Origin of the sequence: Fictibacillus terranigra (assembly GCF_030412265.1) — a bacterium.
GTDB lineage: Bacteria > Bacillota > Bacilli > Bacillales > Fictibacillaceae > Fictibacillus_C > Fictibacillus_C terrinigri.
The window spans coordinates 1,133,403-1,154,408 of the sequence record NZ_JAUHLN010000002.1 but is presented as its reverse complement, the minus strand read 5'-3'; the positions used below and the strand labels follow the sequence as shown (position 1 = coordinate 1,154,408).

Below are 21,006 nucleotides of genomic sequence, written 5' to 3'. Positions count from 1 at the left end.
ATTGATTTTACCGATATAGGGGGTCTGATTTTATTCGCGATCGTTGGCCCTCAGTTTACCGCCTTTTCTTCCAGGCAGAGAGGGCGAAGCTTAAATCGAATCAAAGCGGGACGGCAGCGGCCGTCCATTTTTTATTTCTACGCGATATTGTTTTCCTTTTGAGCAGTGGATTTGAAAAAGACTTTCATCATAGGCGGTGTTACAATAGTGGTGACAAGAACAACGACAACAATCACAGTAAACATTTCCTGGCTCAATAGCTTCGTTTCTAATCCGATAGCGGAAATGATTAACGCTACCTCACCGCGGGAGATCATGGCTGCACCAATCCCCAATGAGCTGTTCCAGCCGAATCCAGCCGCTTTTGCTCCGATTGAAGCTCCGATTAATTTTGTAAGGATCGCGATTAAACTAAGGGTAACGATAAGACCCATATTTTCCATAATCCCTGAAAACTCTGCTGTTATACCAATGGAAGTAAAGAAAATAGGAACAAAAATAGAATATCCAATGGTTTCGACCTTTTCAAACACTTCGTGCTTAAAGTTTGTTACACTTATGGCCACACCGGCAATATACGCACCAATGATGGCAGCAACACCAGTATATTCAGCGAAATATGCAAAAACAAAGCAAATGATAAGAGCTGAAGATATCACTGTTTCTGTCACTTTTAGAGAAGAAAATTTCTTCAAGAATAAAGGAACGATCTTCCATCCTGCAAGAACGACAATCACAAAGAATAAAACTTTCTTCAGGATAACCATCGAAAGATTCACGTCACCGCCGGAAAAACTCATCAAAATTGCCAAAGCGATGATGATGACCACATCATCAATGACTGCTGCTCCCAGGATGGTGATTCCTTCCGGAGTTTTTAACTTATTCATTTCCTTGAGTGCCTGTACAGAAATACTTACGCTTGTTGCAGAGAGGACCAATCCTAAGAAGAGAGATTCCATAACAGATAAATGCATTGCCATACCTGCCGCATATCCTAGTGCGAGAGGAACGATGATTCCCCCAAAGCCCACAAATGTTGAGGCTTTACCTGTTCGTTTAAACTCATCCACGTCGGATTCCAGCCCGGCAATAAACATCAGTAAAATGACACCGATTTGACTAAATTCTGTTAATGTTTCCGTTTCATTGATCCATCCCAATACCGCTGGTCCCAGAATGATCCCGATAATCAGTTTGCCAAGAACAGATGGCTGACCGAACCTTACGCTAAAGCTCCCCGCCAGCTTGGAAGCGATTAAAATGATGGCGATTTGCAGTAATATCATATAAATGACCACCTTCCAATAGGAGTAATAAACACAAAAGGAGCCTGTCACCAAGGGCATAGTAATCCCTTTGGTGACAGGCTCCTCCAAGTCTTCCCGTTTATTTTGTTACCTATAGTATACCATATCGGCAGAGTTTTTACAAAAAGAGTTGATTTTTTTATTTGGATGCAGCGAAATAATGTAAGAAGAATCTAACTAGAGAGGAACAGCCAAACCCTGTGGATCTTCACATTTATTATTGCCAAACGGCAATCGATCATATTCATGCTCAAAAGTGGGAATTCGAAGAAGACGGGAGGATATTTCAGAGCCATATAAAAATGAAGCCCGATGGGATCTTGAGAAAAAACGGTCATTGGTAGTAAAGGCAAGTATGAAATGTATTGATCATGGAGCATTGGGGATGAAACCTCAATGGATGCTTGTTTACGGAAGATGTAGACAGATGAATGGAGATGGAAAAAACTGCACTCGATAGCCGGTGGATATCAATGACAAAGCTCTCCAACTCGAATAAACGATTGTATCTAGAGCAAGTTATATAAGACATCTTCTTCTGCAGGATGTTAACATGTTTTGGGAGGGGCTTGCCCGATGTATTTTTATAAAGAGGATCTGATCAACATCATTGAGGTGGATAAACCGGATCCTGCAGCAGCTAAAGTTCTGCAGGAAATATTAGGAGGCAGGTTTGGGGAAATGCGGACCATGATGCAATATTTCTTCCAAGGCTCCAACTTCCGGGGAAACGCCCTTCAATACCGTGATTTGCTTCGGGGTGTATTTTTAGAAGAAATCAGCCACGTTGAGCTTGTTCAGCATACTATCAACCAGTTATTAAATGGAGCTGGGGATTCTGGCGTTGGTAATGCAGGAGCAGATGGGGCACCTTTAGATGAAGCGGTTTTGGGTGTGAACAGCAACCCCCATCACTTTATTATAGGGGCACAGAGCTCCGTTCCGGAAGATGCTGCTGAAAATCCTTGGAACGGTTCTTGGGTTTATTGTCATGGAAACCTCATCAGCGATCTTTTGGATAACCTCGTTCTTGAATCAACAGGAGTACTTCAGAAATCGAGGATCTATGAGATGAGTACGAATAAAGCCTTCCGTGAAACCCTCGCGTTTCTGATCGTAAGGGACAATGCTCACCAAAATGCGTTTGCAAAAGCCTTAGAGACGCTTGGTGTCGATTGGGGGAAACTTTTCCCTGTACCGAATTATGATATTAATAAGTACCCTGAATGCAAAAAATATGTGGATATGGGCTTCCACAATGCTCAGTTTAATTTCAGATTGGATCAGACCAGGATGGGTGAGATTTTCCAAGGCCAGTCACCGAGCCGCAATGCTGGTGAATTGAAAGTGACCGATCCTCCAAAAGGATTTCCGGTACCTGTCCTTCCCGAAATGCCAAATGAGCACAGTCCTGGAATCAGTGATATGAACAGATAACGATTGAGCCTGCGGATGGTCGGTAAGACGGCGCTGCGGGCTTTTTCTATTTCACATATATCTCATGAACTGACCCAGCATAAAAAAAAGGCAGATTGAGAATGCTTTAGTTGGAGCCAGATGCTCAATTGAAGGAGGATGGGAAATCAGTGAAAAGTGAGCAGCTTTCTATCTTTGCATTAGGCGGATTAAATGAAATTGGCAAGAACATGTACGCGATCCAGTACTCAGACGAAATCCTCATCATTGATTGTGGAATTAAGTTTCCCGATGAGAGCTTATTAGGTGTAGATGGGATCATTCCTGATATTACATATCTTCAAGATAACAAGGATAAAATCCGGGGTTTACTGGTGACCCATGGACACGAGGATCATATCGGCGGCATACCCTATCTTTTAAAAAAACTAAATCTCCCCGTTTATGGATCGCGTTTGACCCTCGGGTTAATCGAAATCAAGTTAAAGGAGCACAATCTTTTAGCGGAAGCATCCCTTGTGGAAATTGATTCAGAGACGAAGCTGGATTTCGAATATATTCATGTTTCATTTTTTAAAACCAACCATAGTATCCCTGATTGTGTAGGCATGGTATTCGATACTCCTGAGGGTTGTGTTGTTCATACAGGAGATTTTAAATTTGATCTAATACCGATCAATAATCAGCCTCCTGACCTTCATAAAATGGCCCAAATCGGAAGCAGGGGAGTGCTGGCGCTTTTATCTGAGAGTACAAATGCTGAAAAACCAGGTTTTACCCCTTCCGAACGTATCGTTGGTGAGCATTTGATGGAAGCTTTCATTCAAGCTCGCGGGAAGGTCTTTGTCTCTACATTTGCATCAAATGTGAATCGTGTGCAGCAGGTGATCAATGCGGCTCATTTTACGAACCGAAAAGTTGCTCTTCTGGGACGAAGTATGGTGAATGTAGTGTCTGTTGCCATCGATCAAGGCTACCTCGAGGTTCCAGAAAACATGTTGATCGAACCAAAGAGTATGAACTTCTATTCACCCGAACAGGTAGCCATTCTTTGTACGGGAAGCCAGGGAGAACCAATGGCTGCTTTATCAAGAATTGCAAATTCCAGTTACCGCGATGTTGAAGTGCTGCCCGGTGATACGGTCATCTTTTCATCTTCGCCCATACCGGGTAATGAAAGAGGGGTCTCCCGCATTATTGATAACTTGTTCCATTTGGGAGCAAAAGTCATCTATGGGTCAGGAAGTTCTACAGGGATGCATGTGTCCGGACATGCCTATCAAGAAGAGCTGCGGCTTATGCTTACCTTAATGAAGCCAAAATATTTTGTTCCTATACATGGAGAGTACAGGATGCTGCATCATCATTGTCAGTTAGCAGGATCCATTGGCATTGATCCACAAAACATGTTCATTTTAAAAAACGGTGATGTTCTCGATTTAAAAGATGGACAGGCGTCCCAGACCCGGACGATTCCTGCAGGTAACATCTACATTGATGGCTTGGGCATAGGAAGTACAGGAAATATCATATTAAGAGACAGGCAGAAATTGTCCGCCGACGGAATGCTGATCATTGTTATAGGAATCAGCAAAACAGAGGGCAGAATCGTTACGGGACCGGATACCATCACCAGGGGCTTTATATACGTGAGGGAGTCGGAAGAACTGTTGAAGGAGATTAATCAGATCGCCGCAAAAACCGTTAATTCCCTATTAATACAAAACCATCATCAATGGAACGTTCTGAAGAAAGAGGTTAAAGAAAAATTGGGTCACTATTTGTTTAAAGAGACAAAGAAGAGGCCGATGATCCTGCCTATTATTATTGAGGTTTAAACTTCACGGGCAGCTTAGGGGTGCTTTCTGAAAATGATCCAATATGTTGCGGATCATTTTCTTTTTTTAAGAGAAAAATGGTGTTTTGTTCCAGTTCATATTGGGGAAGAAGAAGAGAGTAAGAAACCTATAAAGGAGGAGCAAAATGTTTAGGCACCAAAAAGAACTTCAGTTCGAAGTAAAGGTCGACTGTCCTGATCCCATGCTGGCACGCCAGGTACAGGAGGTTCTAGGCGGACAGTTTGGTGAGATGACCGTCATGATGCAGTATCTCTTTCAAGGTTTTAACTGTAGGGGAGAAGAAAAATATAAGGACATGCTGATGGATATCGGTACGGAGGAGATTGGCCATGTCGAGATGTTATGTGCTTTGATCAGCCAATTAATGGATGGGGCATCTCCTGCAGACCAGGCGGAAGCAGCGAAAGATCCTCATATGGCGGCGATCATGGGCGGAATAAATCCACAGCATCTGCTCGTCAGCGGACTTGGCGGGCTGCCAACCAACTCCAATGGAGTGCCATGGAATGCAGGGTATATCGTTGCGAGCGGAAACTTGCTTGCCGACATGCGTTCTAACCTGCATGCTGAAAGCCAGGGTCGCCTTCAGGTTGCGCGATTGTACCACATGACCACTGACGAAGGGGTCCGAGCAACATTCAGAAAGATGCTTGCACGAGACCGTTATCACCAATATCAATGGATGGCAGCGATCGCAGAATTGGAAGAGAAGAATGGTGTTGTTGTACCAGCAACCTTCCCGCCAGAAGCGGAAATGGAAGCACAGGAAGAAGCCTACAAGTTCTGGAACTTATCTGAGGGCGAACAATCAGCTGAAGGCCTGTGGGCGACAGGCAGCGCACCGGACGGAACCGGGGATTTTAAATATTATGCGGATCCCGATCCTGAAGGAAATATACCAAATCCAACTGTTCCTGCTTCGGAAGTGCACCATGACCTGGATAAAGAATTATTGAAACGAAAATAGAAATACTTTGAACCGCTCTGTATTTGGAGCGGTTCTTTTTGATTTGTGACCATCACTTCCGAATTCGGTGCATTGGCCAAAATAATACCTTTTGGGAATCCGCGTAATGCAAAATGGGGCTGACAGACGGTAATTCGATACCAGAAATCGCCGAATTTTTTCGGAAACTCGCAGCTGCTCTTTGAAGGGGCCACTGAAGATGGTGGATGTCTTGAAAATATAAACTTTTTTTATGTGTTGTGTATAGCCGGTATCGCTCAGTCAGCCAATACTCCAGCGTATCTTTTTTGCATGCAAATGGTCTCGATACAGGCCGATAGTGTAAAAGTATTTCGGAACCGCCGCCTTCTCTTTTGCTTGTGAAAATGATGTTCTTTCTGTCCACTCGATCCAGCTCCATTTCAGCATAGAAGTAAGGCAGATGAAAGAAAGTTCTGGCTCCCTTCACAGCAAGAAGTTGTGCGGCATCTAAACTGAAAAAATAGATGCCAGGGATGCCTCTGTATTTCACATAGGTCCTCACATTCAACTCCGGGAAAGAACTTGCCCGCGGTATTGGCGGCAGAAACCTGGCATGGAATTGATCGATAAAAAATGGCAGTATTCCGATCCATGCCGTCTCCTCATACGTGTCAATATCCAGACAAGAGGGGATGTGATTTTGGAGAGCCTCAACAGGTAGTGGCCAGTGAGCAAACAATACATGATTCCATGTCTGGGTCATGAACCATGGTCCTCTGGGAAGAGGGAATGGCCGGTGTTCAGTATGCTTTAATATGGATTCAGGTTTCATGGGGGAGCCTCCCTGCGTTGTGAAATATACTAGGTTTATTCCCTCAAAGCACCTATTGCATTCATAGAGTGAGCAAGTTTAATGGCAGCCGTGAAAGGGAAACGGATAACTAGATATTACGTGATATCATGCAGGAGGCAGAAATAAATCATGGCAGAAACCAATAAACTAATGGTCGTTGCTCATCCGGATGATGAACTATTCTTCGGCGGAGATGAATTGATCCAAGAAGAAGGCTGGAAAGTAGTATGTGTAACGGATGGAGATAATGAGGAAAGGCGGCAAGAGTTTGAACGGGCTATGCAACTCGTTGGAGCAGAATATGAGATGTGGAATTATAAAGATGCCTGGACGGAGCACGTGAACCGCCCAAAACTGGAGGAAGACCTTTCAAGAGTGGTTAATGAACGGGATTATAAAAAAATTGTAACCCATAACCTGTATGGAGAATATGGACATCCTGAACACAAGGCAGTAGCGGAGATCATGCATAAAATAGTAAAGGAAAATCTCTATATGTTTGATTTTAACGTCAAGGAACTATTACAAGTAGATATCCTTAAGCGTAAACTGGAGCTTCTTGACGTGTACAAAAGCCAAAAACCGGCCATAGAACAGCTGTTGAGCCTCATTGCGATCGCGCGCACGGTTAAGGTGAATTAAGTGGCGGGTGCTATAAAAGAACTTTCCGTACAGGGAAGTTCTTTTTATTTTCGGCCCTGAACATCAATGGTCATTTGATGACAAAAAGAGGTTTTCTGATCGTGGAGAAGAAATAAGAAGAAAACGCTTAGAGGAGAGCATGAAATGAAGAGAGTTGATGTCGTCTATGTGCTGTTATGGGATGAAGAGTCAGAAAATATTCTAATGGTTAAAAACTACGGAGAAAAAGAATCCTACTACACACTCCCAGGGGGAGCTGTGGAAGAGGGGGAGACACTTGAACAAGGTGCGATCCGTGAAGTAAGAGAAGAAACGGGTCTGGAGGTTGAGCTGCAACATTTATTTGGAGTATCTGAAGCCTTCTTTGAAGAAAGAGGACATCATGTGATTTTCTTTACGTTCCTCGGAAAAATCATTGGGGGTGAAATGGGGATCCTGAGTCCCGATGAGATCGAGGAAGTAGCATGGATGAATCATGAGGCAGCAGAGCCGTATTTGTATCTGCCGGATGGGGTTAAAGAAAGGATCAAAGCCAACGTTTCAATCGCATATGATCATCGTGGAACGGTGTCCGGCTAAAAATGCGTTTTCCTTGAAGGACCAGTTGATTTACAAGCCGGTTTTTATGGTTTACGATCCACTTTTCGGGAGTTACATGCGGCTTTTCAACATTTACAGTCCACTTTTCCCGTTTTACGTGCCAAACACGTCAAAACGAAAAATGCCTGGAGATTATTCTCCAGGCATTTTTTCTTATTCGGACACCGGAAGTACAGCGCCTTTGTATTCTTTTTCAATAAATGATTGGATCTGTTTGGAATGAAGCACTTCAACGAGGGTCTTGACTGCTTTTTTGTCTTTGTCGCCTTTACGAACAGTGATGATGTTGGCAAACGGAGAATCTGTTCCTTCGAGCTCGATGGAATCCTTCTTCGGATTGAGTCCTGCATCAATCGCATAGTTCGTGTTGATGACGATCGCGTCACCTTCGTTATATTGGTAGGCTTTTGTTAAAAGAGCTGGCTCGATGTCTGCTTTGAATTTCAGATGCTTCGGATTTTCAACGATGTCTTTCAACTGTGCTTTGTAGCCGACCCCAGCCTTCAACTTGATCAAGCCAGCTTTTTCAAAGATTGAAAGGATACGGCCATGCTCAGCAACGGAATTGCTAAGGATGACTTTTGCACCGTCTGGCAATTCTTTTAGCGATTTGTATTTTTTAGAGTAAACGCCCATTGGTTCGATGTGGATCGCTCCGGCGTTTTCAAATTTATACTTAGGGTTTTCTTTTAATTGCTGTTCCAGGTAAGGAATGTGCTGGAAGTAGTTTGCATCGATCTCTTTATTGAAGAGTGCTTTGTTTGGCAGAACATAATCCTGGAACTTAACAATCTTCAGATCAATTCCTTTTTTCTTCAGCAACGGAACGGCCTCTTTTAATATGACGGCGTGTGGTACATTTGAGGCGCCGACGGTCAATTTTTCCGGATTTTTCCCATCGCCGCTCGTGCTTGATGATCCGCATGCCGTTAATGCTGCTGCAATCAGTGCTCCCAGTAATAATAATCCCCATTTTTTTAATCTCATTGGTTCCCCAACCCCCATGTATTTTTTTGATAAACCTACACTGCCTTGGAGAGCGTGGAGTCGAACTAAAAGCCCCCTGTCTTCAAAGAGAGACAGAGGGCTTCAGTATAAATCCGCTGACCTCTCATCTCTCAGCTTTCGCTGTTAGATTTAGCACCGTTTTCATGCTGGCTATTCAGCATGAATGGTTGCCGGGCTTCATAGGGCTAATTCCCTCCACCTGCTCTTAATAAGAGTGTACTCATATCAAATTACTTCATATTATGGCAGGGTTTCAAATCATTGTCAATGACTTTTTTCCTAGAAGACTTGTCGATGCACCGAAAACGGACTGTTCATGTGTAAAAAAATTGCAGACAAAACGTGCAGAAGACGATATCATTACAATATGATCTACACGGCATAAGGAGGTAGGATATATGTCATCTGAAACGAACGGGCAGCCTAAAAAGCTGAGCTATCAGGAAGCGATCAAGCAAAAGCTGGCTGAAAAAAAGCAGCATCAAGCCGGTGGGAAGCTTTCCACCAACCCAGTTAAATCAACGAAACCAATGAAAAGCCAGCAGACGAAAAAGGCGAACAACCAGCATCGTCGCACAGGCGTTTAATTTTCACTATGAAACCCTTAATCGAGGGTTTTTTTGTTTATCGTGAAGACAGAAAGGAGATTTCATGGAATTCGTAAAGCCAATTATGCATCAGCTTGAGATCACCAACCAGTCGATTGTTCAAATCTTGGAGTTTTTAAATGAAAGTGACTTGGAACTTTCACTGGGAGAGAAGAAAAGGACGGTACGGGAACTGCTGGCCCATCTGGCAGTGATCTGCCAAGCGGATTTCCTGATCATGAATGAGGCCACCCGGCAGGAGATGGAGGAGTTCTATGAAAGGCACCAGCCGCAGACCAAAAAGGAGATAAAGGAGACGCTGCTTGCTCATTTTGCCTTTTTAAAAGATAATACGGCGCGTTTTTCGACTGAAGAATGGTCAGCCGTCACGACCTCCTGGTGGGGTGTTTCCTATTCAAGATACGAATGGATGCTGGAAATCCTTGGTCATATCTACCACCATCGTGGCCAGCTTCAGACGGTACTGGTTATCAATGGCAGAGATCCGAAAATACCGCTTTTTGAATAAAGCCGGATACCCGAATGAATGACAGGTTGCCGGAATCACCGTTCTATTTTCGATGACATAGTATAAGGTGGCGGTATATGAGGACAAGCAGGTCTTTGTATATTGACTACCTTTTTTAAGTTGGCGGTCTTTATGAAATGGAAAATGAGTAAGCACAAAGACTACCGATGGCCGTCTGATGTTGCGATCGTCATCATCGGAATCCTTTTTAAACTTCTATCCAATTCGGTGACAATCGGCCCGAACTGGCCGGTCTATTGTATAGCCTTTATTCTTTATATTCCTTTACTTTTCGCGGTTAGCTCCGAACATGATTTATGGTCAAGGAAGTTTACCATCCTTCGGGTTCTATTTTTAACGTTCGCTCTGATGAGCAGTATGGTGGATTTGGTAAGTTCTTTATTTTTTGGTAAACCGAGCGCATCTGAACTGTTTCAATGCGCCGCTCTTCTATGGTCGGCGAATGTGCTCATTTTTTCCATATGGTACTGGGAGATTGACCAAGGTGGTCCCATACGAAGAAATTCCGAAAATCCAGGGAAACCGGAAATTGTTTTTCCCCAGATGACTTCGTCTTTTCCTGAGTGGGAAGGATGGAAGCCGAATTTTCTTGATTATTTATTTGTAGCGTTCAATACAAGTGTCGCCTTCAGCCCGGCGGATACAGCTGTATATTCCCGGCGGGCGAAACTTCTGATGATGACACAATCGATGATATCACTGGTTACGCTTGTCGTAGTGTCGGCACGGGCGATTAATATGGTTTAAGGGACGGCGGTTGCCTCCACTAGCCGGTTCCATCACACTCCACGAAAACCAACTTTTATTGACTAGCCTATTAAATTTATCAAATGTTAAATTTTTCTTCACAGTTTCTCAACAAAACTTCTTTATGGTAGGAGATGAACGATAATCGTAAGGGCATCGAACCTTAAGGAGGAAATGCAATGTTTCAAAATATCGGTATACCTGGCTTGGTTATCATGTTAGTGATTGCGTTAATCATCTTCGGGCCCTCCAAGCTTCCTGAGATCGGACGGGCGTTTGGCAGCACACTCAGGGAATTTAAGAACTCTGCCAAAGATTTGATGAGTCCGGACGAAAAGGAAGAAAGAGCAGAACAAAAATAATAGAAGAAGGGGATGGCCGTCGTCATCTCCTTTCTCTTATTCGGTGAGGTGAAAACTTTGAAGGATGTAGATATGCTGCTAGTGGATCATCTGAGTGAGCTTCGAAAACGGATGATTATTACCTTGGGAACATTTGCTTTATTTTTCATCGTTTCTTTTATTTATGTCCAGGATATCTATCACTGGCTGATCAGGGATCTGGATGAGAAGCTCGCGGTTCTGGGCCCAAGTGATATTCTGTGGGTGTATTTTATGATATCCGGTGTCATCTCCATTGCATTGACGATTCCGGTGGCCGCGCACCAAATCTGGATGTTTGTGAAGCCGGCTCTCTCTAAACATGAAGCGAAGACCACATTGTCCTACATACCGGCTTTATTCCTGTTGTTTATCGCCGGCCTTGCTTTCGGTTACTTCGTTGTTTATCCGATGGTGCTGGATTTTCTGCTTTCTTTGTCACATGGGCAGTTTCAGACCTTCTTCACATCAGAGAAATATTTCCGGTTTATGATAAATCTTACTTTGCCGTTTGGCTTTTTGTTCGAGATTCCTCTCGTTGTTATGTTCCTGACTTCAGTCGGACTCGTAAATCCACAAGTTCTGTCAAAAGCACGGAGGATCGCTTATTTTGTTTTAGTACTGATCGCCATTCTGATTACGCCGCCAGATTTCATGTCCGATTTTCTGGTCACGATTCCGCTTTTGGTTCTGTATGAGTTCAGCATCACGTTATCCAAGATTGTTTACCGTAAAAAGCTTGCGAAACAGGAAGATAACGTAGTGGAACTTAGAAAACCTTCGTGAGATACGCGCCAATTGGGTTGAAATACGCGCGGATCTCTTCATTTGATGATCCAGTCTTTCCAAAATACGCGCCAATCTAAAAATGGAGTGCTGCTCGCACTCTGTTTTTTTTTTAAAGAGGTTATTAAATTTTACCCGGGCGAAAGTCCCGTGTTTGTTAAGTTTATCCTTTCAATCACCGGTTGCTGTTGATAATAGATCTTGGGGATGATAAAAGTCCTGAGAAAAAAGGCCTTTTTGAAAAACTGGCATTTACATACCTTAACGGTAGATTCACAAACAGGTTTTAAAATGGCCTCGTAAGCTACTTTTTACAATGAGAGGGGAATTCGTATGGCAGATGAGAGGCATATGGAAGATTGGATTAAGAAATTGACCGATGAGAATCAGGACAAGAAGTTTGATCGTCGAAGCTTTCTTAAAGGGACCGGCAAAATCGCGGGGTTATCTCTAGGTATGGTGCTCGCACAGTCCATCGGAGGGTTTGAAGTTAATGCGGCTCCAAAGTTTCAAAGCTATCCTTTTACCCTGGGAGTGGCCTCAGGTGATCCGCTGCCTGATGGTGTTGTGCTGTGGACGCGACTTGCTCCGGAACCTCTGAATGGGGGCGGGATGCCGGGGGAAGCTGTCCCAGTAAAATGGGAGATTGCCAGAGATGAGCGTTTCCGCCATATCGTTCAGCACGGAACTGAGCTGGCAAGGCCTGACCTCGCACACTCTGTACATGTTGAAGTAAGCGGATTGAAACCTGATCAAGTCTATTATTATCGTTTTAAGTCCGGCTATGAATTTAGTCCGATCGGCAGAACAAAGACCTTGCCGGCTGCTGGCTCCGCCGTGAAAGAATTTAAAGTTTGCCTTTGCGTCCTGCCAGCAGTATGAACACGGATTCTACACCGCCTATAAGCATATGGCGGAGGAGGATCTGGACCTTGTGTTCCATCTTGGTGATTATATTTATGAGTATGGACCGAACGAGTATGTCTCGGCAACGGGAAATGTCCGCACACACAGCAGTGCAGAGATCATGTCTCTGGATGATTACCGTAACCGCCATGCGCAGTATCGGTCTGATGCGAACCTGAAGGCTGCTCACGCTGCTTTCCCATGGGTCGTCACTTGGGATGATCATGAGGTTGAAAATAACTATGCGGACAAAATTCCTGAAAAAGGACAATCTGTGGAAGCCTTTATCATCCGGCGTGCAGCCGCATACCAAGCCTATTATGAACATATGCCTCTCCGTAAAACATCGCTTCCGAACGGTCCGGACATGCGTTTATACCGAAATTTCACGTACGGAAACCTTGCTTCCTTCAATGTACTCGACACACGCCAGTACCGATCGGATCAAGCCAACGGAGACGGAAACAAACCACAGTCGCCTGAATCATTGGATCCTCGCCGCACACTGATGGGTCAGGAGCAGGAAAGCTGGCTCTTTAACAATCTGAGCACTTCCAAGGCTCATTGGAATGTACTTGCACAGCAGATCTTCTTTGCACAATGGAACTTTGGGACAAGCAGTGCTCCTGTCTACAGCATGGATTCCTGGGATGGCTATCCGGCTCAGCGCCAGCGGGTCATGGATTTTGTAAAAGGAAAAAATATGAACAACTTGATTGTATTAACCGGTGATGTTCACGCCAGCTGGGCGTCCAACCTGCATACGGATTTTAATAATCCGAAGTCGCCGATCTTCGGTGCTGAATTTGTTGGAACTTCCATCACTTCTGGTGGAAATGGAGCTGATAAGCGAAAGGATACTGATCATATTTTGGAACAAAATCCGCATATCAAATTCTTTAACGACTACCGAGGGTATGTTCGCTGTAAGGTGACACCTGTACAATGGCAGGCGGACTATCGGGTTGTTCCTTTTGTCACAGAGCCGGGTGCCGCTGTATCTACAAGAGCGTCCTATGTGTACCAAAAAGATCAGATGGGGCTGAAAAGGGTTTCAGCTTCCGCTGTCCCACAAGGGCTTAAGATTTCTGAACAGGTAGAGGAAGACCGTTTTACGGCTCATACCCATGCACATAATAAACAGATGGGACAAATCAAGGAAAAAGTAAAACAATAATGGACTGATAAACACAAAAGTGTAAAGGCGCTTTTGTGTTTCTTTTGAATTAATATTCGAAATATATTGAAAATACCGTTCTTTGTATTTAGAATATAAATAGTGAATCAATAGAAAGGGGATGGAACGCCATGAAACACCTTTTATCTGCACAGCCCGCTGACAACACCCATGTCGTCATTGAGTCTTCATCTGTATGGGAAGTCATACTAGGTATTGCCGGTTACACTTACGCTCAATTAAGGCATTCCTTTGATTTGGACGAGGAGTGGAAGCAATGGAAAGGGGAAATGAACCGTTCGCTTCTGGAGCATCTTGAAGCTATTCAGGAAACGAACCTGTGGTACGCCATGCTTCTTCTTCAAAACCGATGGAACGCAGGAACCATTCAGGAATTCTCGAATCAATTGCAGGCTATGACAGAGGAAGCCTTTTATGAAACGCTTTTGCCTTATAAAAACAGGGATGCCGAAGCCTCTCGAAAAGAGATCCCGCTTCATGTTCACCAGAAGAACCGATTTACAGAATATGCGGCGTACTTTAAAGGACACGATTACTTGGAAGACTATGTTCGATTGCTTGGAGAAAAATCATGCGGTGAGCTAAGTTTGCTGATGATAACGGTGATGGAAGAGTGGCAGGGCTTTATCAGTACTCAGCCTTTTTGGGAGAAATGGATGCAGGCACTGGCTCATGAAACGAAACAAACCGTGAAGCTGGATGCTCCTTTGGAGGAGATCGAACGTATAACAGGCGGAGTGAAGTATGTTCCCGAGCCATCTGTCTGGAATATTAAGCTTGTCCCCCATGTTTCTTACCGTCCATGGGTTCTGCAATTGCGGACGCCTGACACCATGCTGTTCTTTTACCCGGTAAATGAAGAATATTTTGCTGAGCCAGGGGTACCTTCCAGCGATCTGATCCGGGGGCATAAAGCGCTTGGAGACGAGCTTCGATTGAAACTCCTTTTTCAGCTGCAGATAGGTCCATTATCTCTGCAGGAATTGAGCGGGCAGTTTCACATGTCAAAAACGACGCTTCATCATCAGCTTTCCCTTTTAAAAGCGGCAAAGTTCGTTAGTGCTGAAAAGGGAATCTATTCGGCAAATGTGAAACAAATCCAGTCGTTTTCGAAAAAATTAACCCAGTATTTAGGAAAAGAAGAATGAAAAGCTGCTCAAGGCCGTTCAAAGCGCTCTGGGCCGGTGAGCTTGTGTCTGAATTCGGAGGAGCAGCAGGGGGGATCGTCAACGGCTTGCTTCTTTATGAACTGACAGGCTCTAAGGAATGGATGGGAGCCTTGTGGCTCGTTTACTTTCTTCCTTCTCTGGCGCTTCAGGGAATCTGTGCCCCTTTTTTTAATCATGTGATGAAAGAGAAAGTGCTCCGGAACGTTCAGCTCATCCGCATGGGTGCGTACTTGCTGCCGCTGGCCGGATCGCTGCTCGATTCGCCTATGATGACCATTGTTGGACTGGTGGTCCTGCAATGCTGTTTAGGTTTGATGCAGCCGATTTACGCCAGTCTGTCGTTTTCTCTTTTGCCTGACATCTGCAGGGAAGAGAAGTTGGCGCAAGCAAATGGACTGCTCGATGGGACAGTCCGGCTTATGAGTTTTCTTGCGCCTGGCTTCACGTCATTATTGCTCGCGTTCAGTCCTATCCCAGTGATTTACGCGTTGTCGTCCTTCATGTTTTTTGTCAGCTTTATTGCTCTTTCCCGCATTCCGGCAGTTGGGTCGAGGAAAACCGCTGTGTGGAGCAAAAAGTTCTGGTGGTCAGAGCTGAAGGTGGGGTACAGGACCTTCTTTCAGTATCCGGACCTCCTTAAATTGAGTCTTCTTTCATCTAGTGTACAGTTTGCGGTTGGAGCTGCCATGGTATTAAGTGTTCCATTCATACGGGGTGATCTTAACGGTGAGCGGTGGGAGTATGGTGTTTTCTCAGGAGCTTTTCCAGTCGGATATGCCATAGGAACCTTGCTATTAAAGCGAATACCAAAATCACCATGGACAATGTATGCCGGGCTTGTTGGGGGAGGGCTATCCTTCTTGCTTCTCTTTGTGGTGACCTCCATCCCTGTGGCGTGGATGTGCGAGTTGTTTGGAGGCCTTGTATTCCCGCTGTTCAATGCCCAAAGTGCGGCCAGATTCCAGACAGAGGCTCCCCGTGAGCGATTGGCCCAGTTAAGTGCTGTACGATTGCTGTTCATGAGAGCGACGATGCCCTTGGGTATCTTGTTTGCTTCGTCGGCGTTCCTTCAGCTTTCCGCACGCCAGACCTTTATGATCATCGGAGCGGTCATTGTTCTGCCCGGTTTATTTTTTCTGATTAGGGAAAACGGGAGAATTCATTCCTTACATAAAAAAAAAACAGGCTAATGCGCCTGTTTATTATTGTTCCGCATTTTGACCATCAACATATTTTCCATAGTCGGGAATGGCAATCTCTTCAAAGTCCCGGGCCAGTTTTGCGAGGTTTTCAGAGAGCCATTCCCCCTTAACCGGGCGACCATGTCCTGTTACCGCTAATGAGGGGTGCAAGGCCTCCAGTGTCTTCACCGATTTCCAGGCTGTCATCCAGTCGGGGGTAAAATAACGGGGCGGTCCGCTGATCTCCAGTTGCTGTGTAATGACGCTGTATAGATCCTCCTGCTTTACAGTAATAAACGCATCTCCGGCGATCAATGCCCGGTCGGAATCCCTAAACAGTGCAATATGGCCTTCGGTATGGCCCGGTGTATGAACCCAGCGCCATCCTGGCATTTCGGGTATGGACCCGTCTTCGGGGAGAGCGGTTACCCGTTGATCGAGATTAATGGACTCGTGAGGAAACAAAAAGGACATTTTTGCGACCATCCCGCCTTCCACAGAAGAATCAGGCTTTGGATAATCTTTTTCACCAGTGACATAAGGCAGTTCAAACCGGTGGGCATAGACAGGGACTTCCCACTTGTTCAACAGGCCAATGATGCCGCCGATATGATCAAAATGGGCATGTGTGAGTATGATCGCTTTCGGACGTGCCCCTTTTCCAAAGCGATCTTCGGCCTCATGGATGATCTTTTCAGCTGAATCAGGCATACCCGCATCAACGAGCACCCAGCCTTGGTCATTTTCAGGGTTTCCGATAAAACAAAGATTAACGATCTGATTGGTAAAGCTATAGATATCCGGTGCCAGTTCTATTCCTTCGCCCGAAGTCACTGAACTGACAGGAATGTATTTATTGGTAGAAGCACTGCCTTCCACTTGATCCATATTCAAAATCCTCCGTTCCATTTTTTCTCTACTCGTATAGGGTTATCCATACGGTATAATTTATGCGGACATCCAATTTGCCCAGAGCATGAAAGTGGAAATAACAGAAGGATAAATGCTAACTTTGAAATAGGGAACAGGAGGAAGGTACATGAAAAACGGGCGGATACTGATTATGACGTCGGTGCAGGCGGAAAAGGAAGCCGTTCTTCGGGGATTGAAGGATGATCGAGTGGATGTCGTACTCGCTGGTGTTGGCCCTGTAGCAGCAGCGATCAATACAATGAAGGCATTAACGGCCAATACATATGAACTCGTGATAAATGCAGGGATTGCGGGCGGTTTTTCCGGCAGAGCTGATATTGGTTCATTGGTGATCGCCAGTGAAATCGTCTGTGCTGATTTAGGGGCTGAATCTCCTGAAGGATTCCTGAGCATGGACGAGCTGGGAATTGGCTCTTCGACCAGGATAGAGGTCGATGAGGGCTTAGTACACGCCATTTCATCGGCACTGTCCAGGGATGGCCAGGACGTTCAGAGAGCACCTATTCTTACCCTTTCAAAGGTGACAGGCACCGAAGAAACGACGGTAGAATTAATGGTGCGTGAGCCTGAAGCAGCGGCTGAAGCTATGGAGGGATACGGAGTGGCCTGCGCGGCACAGGAGTATAATCTCCCGGTGCTTGAAATCCGGGCGATCTCCAATGCGGTTGGTCCCCGTGACCGAGAAGCATGGCGGATAAAAGATGCGCTGCAATCCCTTGAATCTGCAAGTAAAGTTTTTATGGAGGTATTATAGATGAGTAAAATGAGCATCGCCTTTTCACCATGTCCAAATGATACGTTCGTGTTTCACGCATTGGTCCATGGAATGGTGCCAGGCACCCCGGAATTTGAAGTGACCTATGCTGACATTGATATAACAAATCGGCTGGCTGCCCGTCAGGAAGGGCCAGAGATCCTGAAGATTTCATATGCTGCTCTACCCTGGGTGCTGGACCATTATGACTTGATTCCTTGTGGAGGAGCACTCGGGCGAGGCTGCGGCCCGCTTGTTCTTGTGAATCATGACGGTGATGTAAGCCCGGGCATGCTGTCTGGGAAAAAGGTTGCCGTGCCGAGTGAACGGTCCACAGCTTACTTGTTGTTCCGCTTGTGGGCAGCACAAAATGTACCCGGTGGAATCGGAGAAACGGTTGTGATGCCGTTTGACCAAATCATGCCGGCGGTTAAAGAAGGAAAAATCGATGCTGGGCTTGTCATTCATGAGGCACGCTTTACTTATCAAAATTACGGCTTAAACCTGTTGGCCGATATGGGCAACTGGTGGGAAGAGGATACTGGATTGCCAATTCCGCTAGGTGCGATTATTGTGCGCAAGTCCCTGGATACGAAGTCCATCACCAAATGGATTCGTTCTTCCGTCGCTTATGCGTGGGAATTTCCTGAGGCCTCAAAAGAATATGTCATGCAGCATGCGAGCGAACTATCACTCGATGTAGCACAGCAGCACATCAACCTTTATGTGAATGAATTTACCTCTGATTTGGGAGAAAAAGGCTATGAAGCCATCATTTCTTTGCTGACTCGCGCGGCAAATGAGGGTCTCGTGCCGGAAAGGGATTATTCTGCACTTCTCAAAAAGGAGGACTAACGTATGGATTCACTGCACATCGATTTTCAAAAAACCGCCTTTCGTCCTTATCGATCTTCAAAAAGGGATCGTCCAATTCCTGGTGGACCAGAGGTAGTGGCGAAAGCTGCCGAACTGGTCAAGCGGTTCCGCCAAAATGAAGGTTTATTTCGTTCGTGAACGTAGAGTTTCATGATGGAAAAGATGCTTTGAAACCTGCGACTGACCAGCCTGCGGCTTCTTCTGAACGGCCTGCGGACTGGGCTGAGTTTGCACCTGAGCTTGGTGTTGCAAAAGACGATTATGTCGTAACAAAGCGCCAATGGGAGCTTTTTTCGGTACGGATCTTGATCTTCAGCTCAGACGCCGCGGAATTGACACAATCGTGCTTTGCGGAATTGCTACAAACATCGGGGTGGAAAGTACGGCGAGAGAAGCCTTCCAGTTTGGATACAACCAAGTTTTTATAACAGACGCGATGGTTTCATTCAGCCAGGAAGAGCATGACGCATCCTGCCGCTTTATTTTTCCGAAAATCGGCAAGGTAAGGACAACCGATGAATTTTTAACAAATACGCAAAGTGAACTAAAAAGAAGGAAGGACGCAGTTCGTCCTTCTTTTTTTAATTGGTGATTCCTCTATAATCAATTCTTGCCTTTACCGTTGGCAGCTTAACTGAATCCATGAGCGGTACGTAGAAGACCAACAGTGCACTTTTGCCCTGAAAGGTCAGCTCTCTTTTGCCGATGTCTTGAGAGTGATCCAGGTAATCTAATATTTTTTCTTTATTCTCATTGAGGCTGCTCGATGTTGGAAAAACAGGCCGATTCATCTTGCGCAACCCCTCGGTAGGCGCTTGAGAAGACAATCTTTTAGATTTTTTCCAAAATGACGCCATTCGCTTTTCCCCCCCAACTGACATACCTGCTCTTAGTATGAGAAGGGGAAAGAAAAATATGTAATTGTGAGGAGATCATGAAGAAAGATCAATCGTTCGAGAATAAGGCCTGAACGGGATGAATATCCATACTGTACTACGAGAGTAGGAGCGAGAGGCTATGGAGCGCGAAAGGAAGATCACTCCAGGGGATATTGCCGTGAAAGAAGGCCACAGGATCGAGGCGGCAGCAGAAGGGCGTTTGGGCCGGATGCTTCCACCGGGGTGATCTGGAGAATTTTTAAGGTTTAGACCTCAGCCGCCTGCTCACATATTTTTTTAAAATAAGGAATGTGATTTCCACCCAAACCAAGCTGTACCCACACGAAAAAAGAAAGAGGGACAGCCAAAAATAAAAGCTGGAGGTACTTTGGAACTCGGGTCCGAATAGAGGAAATTGAAATCCGAGAAGCATGATGCAGATTCCAGGAAAAAGAGAAAGGGATCCGATGGATGCAATCAAGATACGTCTTTGAAAAAAGGTAAAGCCGTGACCAAGTCCTACTCCAAGAAGACCGGTTGTAAAAAGAAAAATCAATAGTTCACTAGGCTGTACGAGAAATAGGAGAAGGCCTGTTAAAAAGAAGGTGTAGATCCCAAGCAGCGGAGAAATGATGGTGATCAGAACAACAGGCAGGGTGGAAAAGGGGCTGATGATGAGTCCGACCGCTGGCAGGGTACCACCCGCAGATTGTATGAGTGCAGTGATCGCAGAAGCAATGGAAACGAGAACGAGTAAAGCGGTTTTAGAAAAACGGTTCTGAAAAGAATTGGCTGCCCTTTGAACAAGGGGGTCCATTCTCTTAAAAAAGCACATAAAAACCTCCCCTGCATGATTCACATTCCGTTGTGATATTACAATATAGTCACAAAAGGAGGATGCATTCCTTAATTTAAATGAATCCTCAACAGGGGACAAGGGGCATAGGAACAGAAAGCCGGGATTTTTAGCTGTGATTTATGTCAATTCCTCTGTGTCCGTTTCGGGTTCAGTGTCGCCTTGATTAAATTCCGGACCGCCATATTGTTCGTTAATCTCTTTCGCAAGTTGATCCAAGAACTCATCTGAGAATAAAGGCCCATCTTTTTTAGACATTTTAAATCCTCCTTTTTTCGGGAAGTTCAAAATTTCTTTGTATATTAAATATTATTCACATCTTTAAAATAACCTTTAGGAAAAGTTTTTAATCTCGGTATTTACATTTTTTCAAGAGAGGAGTATTATTATCTGAGTTTCAATTCTTAAATCGCTTAAACCATTAGGTGCGGGGGAACCAATACGGGCTGCTTATATAAAAGTCCTAGGGGTGAATCCTTAAACAGGTAGGGCTACTCAATGGCCCGAATCCGACAGCTAACCTCGTAAGCGTTAATGAGAAAGAAATGAAGCTTGTGAGACAGGTAAACACACGTCCGCAAGTCTATTA

Annotated in this window: 21 protein-coding genes, 2 pseudogenes and 2 riboswitches; of the genes and pseudogenes, 16 read left to right on the top strand and 7 right to left on the bottom strand. The window is 45.0% G+C overall.

What is annotated here, in order from left to right; translation table 11 throughout:
• Positions 1 to 137: 137 nt before the first annotated feature.
• Positions 138 to 1,289: a cation:proton antiporter gene (locus QYF49_RS13815; protein ID WP_290400151.1), complete on the bottom strand. Its 1,152-nt coding sequence runs from the start codon at positions 1,287 to 1,289 to the stop codon at positions 138 to 140.
• Positions 1,290 to 1,886: 597 nt separating this feature from the next.
• Between QYF49_RS13815 and QYF49_RS13810 the strand changes: the two genes are divergently transcribed.
• The 3 genes from QYF49_RS13810 (at position 1,887) to QYF49_RS13800 (ending at position 5,552) form a co-directional block, all read left to right on the top strand.
• Positions 1,887 to 2,747, top strand: a complete 861-nt coding sequence (locus QYF49_RS13810) for a manganese catalase family protein (RefSeq protein ID WP_290400150.1) — start codon at positions 1,887 to 1,889, stop codon at positions 2,745 to 2,747.
• A gap of 149 nt (positions 2,748 to 2,896) precedes the next feature.
• Positions 2,897 to 4,564 (top strand): ribonuclease J, encoded by a 1,668-nt coding sequence (locus tag QYF49_RS13805; protein ID WP_290400149.1) that lies wholly within the window; start codon positions 2,897 to 2,899, stop codon positions 4,562 to 4,564.
• A 145-nt stretch (positions 4,565 to 4,709) separates the two neighbouring features.
• Positions 4,710 to 5,552: a manganese catalase gene (locus QYF49_RS13800; RefSeq protein WP_290400148.1), complete on the top strand. Its 843-nt coding sequence runs from the start codon at positions 4,710 to 4,712 to the stop codon at positions 5,550 to 5,552.
• Positions 5,553 to 5,604: 52 nt separating this feature from the next.
• Here QYF49_RS13800 and QYF49_RS13795 read toward each other — a convergent pair whose 3' ends face one another.
• Positions 5,605 to 6,345 carry a YqjF family protein gene (locus QYF49_RS13795; RefSeq protein WP_290400147.1) on the bottom strand — a complete coding sequence of 247 codons (741 nt, stop codon included), beginning with the start codon at positions 6,343 to 6,345 and terminating at the stop codon, positions 5,605 to 5,607.
• A gap of 150 nt (positions 6,346 to 6,495) precedes the next feature.
• Here QYF49_RS13795 and QYF49_RS13790 point away from each other — a divergent pair, with 150 nt between their 5' ends.
• On the top strand, positions 6,496 to 7,008 hold the full coding sequence (locus tag QYF49_RS13790) for a PIG-L family deacetylase (protein ID WP_290400146.1): 513 nt from the start codon (positions 6,496 to 6,498) through the stop codon (positions 7,006 to 7,008).
• Positions 7,009 to 7,152: 144 nt separating this feature from the next.
• On the top strand, positions 7,153 to 7,587 hold the full coding sequence (locus QYF49_RS13785) for an NUDIX hydrolase (protein ID WP_290400145.1): 435 nt from the start codon (positions 7,153 to 7,155) through the stop codon (positions 7,585 to 7,587).
• Positions 7,588 to 7,761: 174 nt separating this feature from the next.
• Here QYF49_RS13785 and QYF49_RS13780 read toward each other — a convergent pair whose 3' ends face one another.
• The gene (locus tag QYF49_RS13780) at positions 7,762 to 8,595 is read right to left on the bottom strand and encodes a MetQ/NlpA family ABC transporter substrate-binding protein (protein WP_290400144.1); all 834 of its coding nucleotides are present in this window, start codon (positions 8,593 to 8,595) and stop codon (positions 7,762 to 7,764) included.
• A 121-nt stretch (positions 8,596 to 8,716) separates the two neighbouring features.
• Positions 8,717 to 8,831, bottom strand: a riboswitch (SAM riboswitch).
• 183 nt (positions 8,832 to 9,014) lie between these two features.
• On the opposite strand from QYF49_RS13780, the gene QYF49_RS13775 reads away from it, so the two are divergent.
• The 8 genes and pseudogenes from QYF49_RS13775 (at position 9,015) to QYF49_RS13740 (ending at position 16,129) form a co-directional block, all read left to right on the top strand.
• Positions 9,015 to 9,203, top strand: a complete 189-nt coding sequence (locus tag QYF49_RS13775) for a hypothetical protein (RefSeq protein ID WP_290400143.1) — start codon at positions 9,015 to 9,017, stop codon at positions 9,201 to 9,203.
• Between the two features lie 64 nt (positions 9,204 to 9,267).
• Positions 9,268 to 9,732, top strand: coding sequence for a DinB family protein (locus QYF49_RS13770; RefSeq protein ID WP_290400142.1), 465 nt, complete (start codon positions 9,268 to 9,270; stop codon positions 9,730 to 9,732).
• 132 nt (positions 9,733 to 9,864) lie between these two features.
• Positions 9,865 to 10,500, top strand: a complete 636-nt coding sequence (locus QYF49_RS13765; RefSeq protein WP_290400141.1) for a DUF1345 domain-containing protein — start codon at positions 9,865 to 9,867, stop codon at positions 10,498 to 10,500.
• Positions 10,501 to 10,679: 179 nt separating this feature from the next.
• On the top strand, positions 10,680 to 10,862 hold the full coding sequence (locus tag QYF49_RS13760) for a twin-arginine translocase TatA/TatE family subunit (protein WP_290400140.1): 183 nt from the start codon (positions 10,680 to 10,682) through the stop codon (positions 10,860 to 10,862).
• Positions 10,863 to 10,934: 72 nt separating this feature from the next.
• The gene (tatC, locus tag QYF49_RS13755; RefSeq protein WP_290400455.1) at positions 10,935 to 11,666 is read left to right on the top strand and encodes a twin-arginine translocase subunit TatC; all 732 of its coding nucleotides are present in this window, start codon (positions 10,935 to 10,937) and stop codon (positions 11,664 to 11,666) included.
• Positions 11,667 to 11,999: 333 nt separating this feature from the next.
• Positions 12,000 to 13,749 (top strand): annotated as a pseudogene (locus QYF49_RS13750) (alkaline phosphatase D family protein).
• Between the two features lie 131 nt (positions 13,750 to 13,880).
• On the top strand, positions 13,881 to 14,918 hold the full coding sequence (locus tag QYF49_RS13745) for an ArsR/SmtB family transcription factor (RefSeq protein WP_290400139.1): 1,038 nt from the start codon (positions 13,881 to 13,883) through the stop codon (positions 14,916 to 14,918).
• Positions 14,915 to 16,129 (top strand): MFS transporter, encoded by a 1,215-nt coding sequence (locus QYF49_RS13740; RefSeq protein ID WP_290400138.1) that lies wholly within the window; start codon positions 14,915 to 14,917, stop codon positions 16,127 to 16,129. Before QYF49_RS13745 ends, QYF49_RS13740 begins: the two co-directional genes overlap by 4 nt.
• A gap of 12 nt (positions 16,130 to 16,141) precedes the next feature.
• On the opposite strand, the gene QYF49_RS13735 is transcribed toward QYF49_RS13740, so the two are convergent.
• Positions 16,142 to 17,008: an MBL fold metallo-hydrolase gene (locus tag QYF49_RS13735; RefSeq protein ID WP_290400137.1), complete on the bottom strand. Its 867-nt coding sequence runs from the start codon at positions 17,006 to 17,008 to the stop codon at positions 16,142 to 16,144.
• A 151-nt stretch (positions 17,009 to 17,159) separates the two neighbouring features.
• On the opposite strand from QYF49_RS13735, the gene QYF49_RS13730 reads away from it, so the two are divergent.
• The 3 genes and pseudogenes from QYF49_RS13730 (at position 17,160) to QYF49_RS25785 (ending at position 19,275) form a co-directional block, all read left to right on the top strand.
• Positions 17,160 to 17,807 carry a futalosine hydrolase gene (locus tag QYF49_RS13730; RefSeq protein WP_290400136.1) on the top strand — a complete coding sequence of 216 codons (648 nt, stop codon included), beginning with the start codon at positions 17,160 to 17,162 and terminating at the stop codon, positions 17,805 to 17,807.
• 9 nt (positions 17,808 to 17,816) lie between these two features.
• Complete coding sequence (locus QYF49_RS13725) at positions 17,817 to 18,662, top strand: 1,4-dihydroxy-6-naphtoate synthase (RefSeq protein ID WP_290400454.1); 846 nt, start codon at positions 17,817 to 17,819, stop codon at positions 18,660 to 18,662.
• Positions 18,663 to 18,665: 3 nt separating this feature from the next.
• Positions 18,666 to 19,275 (top strand): annotated as a pseudogene (locus QYF49_RS25785) (hydrolase).
• On the opposite strand, the gene QYF49_RS13710 reads toward QYF49_RS25785, so the two are convergent.
• The 3 genes from QYF49_RS13710 to QYF49_RS13700 all read right to left on the bottom strand — a co-directional run bounded on the left by QYF49_RS13710 (position 19,265) and on the right by QYF49_RS13700 (position 20,675).
• A complete protein-coding gene (locus tag QYF49_RS13710) occupies positions 19,265 to 19,540 on the bottom strand; it encodes a hypothetical protein (protein WP_290400133.1) in 276 nt (91 codons plus the stop codon). The pseudogene QYF49_RS25785 and the gene QYF49_RS13710 sit on opposite strands and share 11 nt — an antisense overlap.
• Positions 19,541 to 19,820: 280 nt before the next feature.
• Positions 19,821 to 20,396 carry a hypothetical protein gene (locus QYF49_RS13705; protein ID WP_290400132.1) on the bottom strand — a complete coding sequence of 192 codons (576 nt, stop codon included), beginning with the start codon at positions 20,394 to 20,396 and terminating at the stop codon, positions 19,821 to 19,823.
• Positions 20,397 to 20,537: 141 nt separating this feature from the next.
• Positions 20,538 to 20,675: a hypothetical protein gene (locus tag QYF49_RS13700; protein WP_290400131.1), complete on the bottom strand. Its 138-nt coding sequence runs from the start codon at positions 20,673 to 20,675 to the stop codon at positions 20,538 to 20,540.
• A gap of 142 nt (positions 20,676 to 20,817) precedes the next feature.
• Positions 20,818 to 20,963: riboswitch (cyclic di-AMP (ydaO/yuaA leader) on the top strand.
• Positions 20,964 to 21,006 lie beyond the last annotated feature (43 nt).

Bases quoted from the DNA above. Each gene is read 5' to 3' on its own strand.
- QYF49_RS13815 (WP_290400151.1), bottom strand. From the start codon at position 1,289: ATGATATTACTGCAAATCGCCATCATTTTAATCGCTTCCAAGCTGGCG.
- QYF49_RS13810 (WP_290400150.1), top strand. From the start codon at position 1,887: ATGTATTTTTATAAAGAGGATCTGATCAACATCATTGAGGTGGATAAA.
- QYF49_RS13800 (WP_290400148.1), top strand. From the start codon at position 4,710: ATGTTTAGGCACCAAAAAGAACTTCAGTTCGAAGTAAAGGTCGACTGT.
- QYF49_RS13795 (WP_290400147.1), bottom strand. From the start codon at position 6,345: ATGAAACCTGAATCCATATTAAAGCATACTGAACACCGGCCATTCCCT.
- QYF49_RS13790 (WP_290400146.1), top strand. From the start codon at position 6,496: ATGGCAGAAACCAATAAACTAATGGTCGTTGCTCATCCGGATGATGAA.
- QYF49_RS13785 (WP_290400145.1), top strand. From the start codon at position 7,153: ATGAAGAGAGTTGATGTCGTCTATGTGCTGTTATGGGATGAAGAGTCA.
- QYF49_RS13780 (WP_290400144.1), bottom strand. From the start codon at position 8,595: ATGAGATTAAAAAAATGGGGATTATTATTACTGGGAGCACTGATTGCA.
- QYF49_RS13775 (WP_290400143.1), top strand. From the start codon at position 9,015: ATGTCATCTGAAACGAACGGGCAGCCTAAAAAGCTGAGCTATCAGGAA.
- QYF49_RS13770 (WP_290400142.1), top strand. From the start codon at position 9,268: ATGGAATTCGTAAAGCCAATTATGCATCAGCTTGAGATCACCAACCAG.
- QYF49_RS13765 (WP_290400141.1), top strand. From the start codon at position 9,865: ATGAAATGGAAAATGAGTAAGCACAAAGACTACCGATGGCCGTCTGAT.
- QYF49_RS13760 (WP_290400140.1), top strand. From the start codon at position 10,680: ATGTTTCAAAATATCGGTATACCTGGCTTGGTTATCATGTTAGTGATT.
- tatC (WP_290400455.1), top strand. From the start codon at position 10,935: ATGCTGCTAGTGGATCATCTGAGTGAGCTTCGAAAACGGATGATTATT.
- QYF49_RS13745 (WP_290400139.1), top strand. From the start codon at position 13,881: ATGAAACACCTTTTATCTGCACAGCCCGCTGACAACACCCATGTCGTC.
- QYF49_RS13740 (WP_290400138.1), top strand. From the start codon at position 14,915: ATGAAAAGCTGCTCAAGGCCGTTCAAAGCGCTCTGGGCCGGTGAGCTT.
- QYF49_RS13735 (WP_290400137.1), bottom strand. From the start codon at position 17,008: ATGGATCAAGTGGAAGGCAGTGCTTCTACCAATAAATACATTCCTGTC.
- QYF49_RS13730 (WP_290400136.1), top strand. From the start codon at position 17,160: ATGAAAAACGGGCGGATACTGATTATGACGTCGGTGCAGGCGGAAAAG.
- QYF49_RS13725 (WP_290400454.1), top strand. From the start codon at position 17,817: ATGAGCATCGCCTTTTCACCATGTCCAAATGATACGTTCGTGTTTCAC.
- QYF49_RS13710 (WP_290400133.1), bottom strand. From the start codon at position 19,540: ATGGCGTCATTTTGGAAAAAATCTAAAAGATTGTCTTCTCAAGCGCCT.
- QYF49_RS13705 (WP_290400132.1), bottom strand. From the start codon at position 20,396: ATGTGCTTTTTTAAGAGAATGGACCCCCTTGTTCAAAGGGCAGCCAAT.
- QYF49_RS13700 (WP_290400131.1), bottom strand. From the start codon at position 20,675: ATGTCTAAAAAAGATGGGCCTTTATTCTCAGATGAGTTCTTGGATCAA.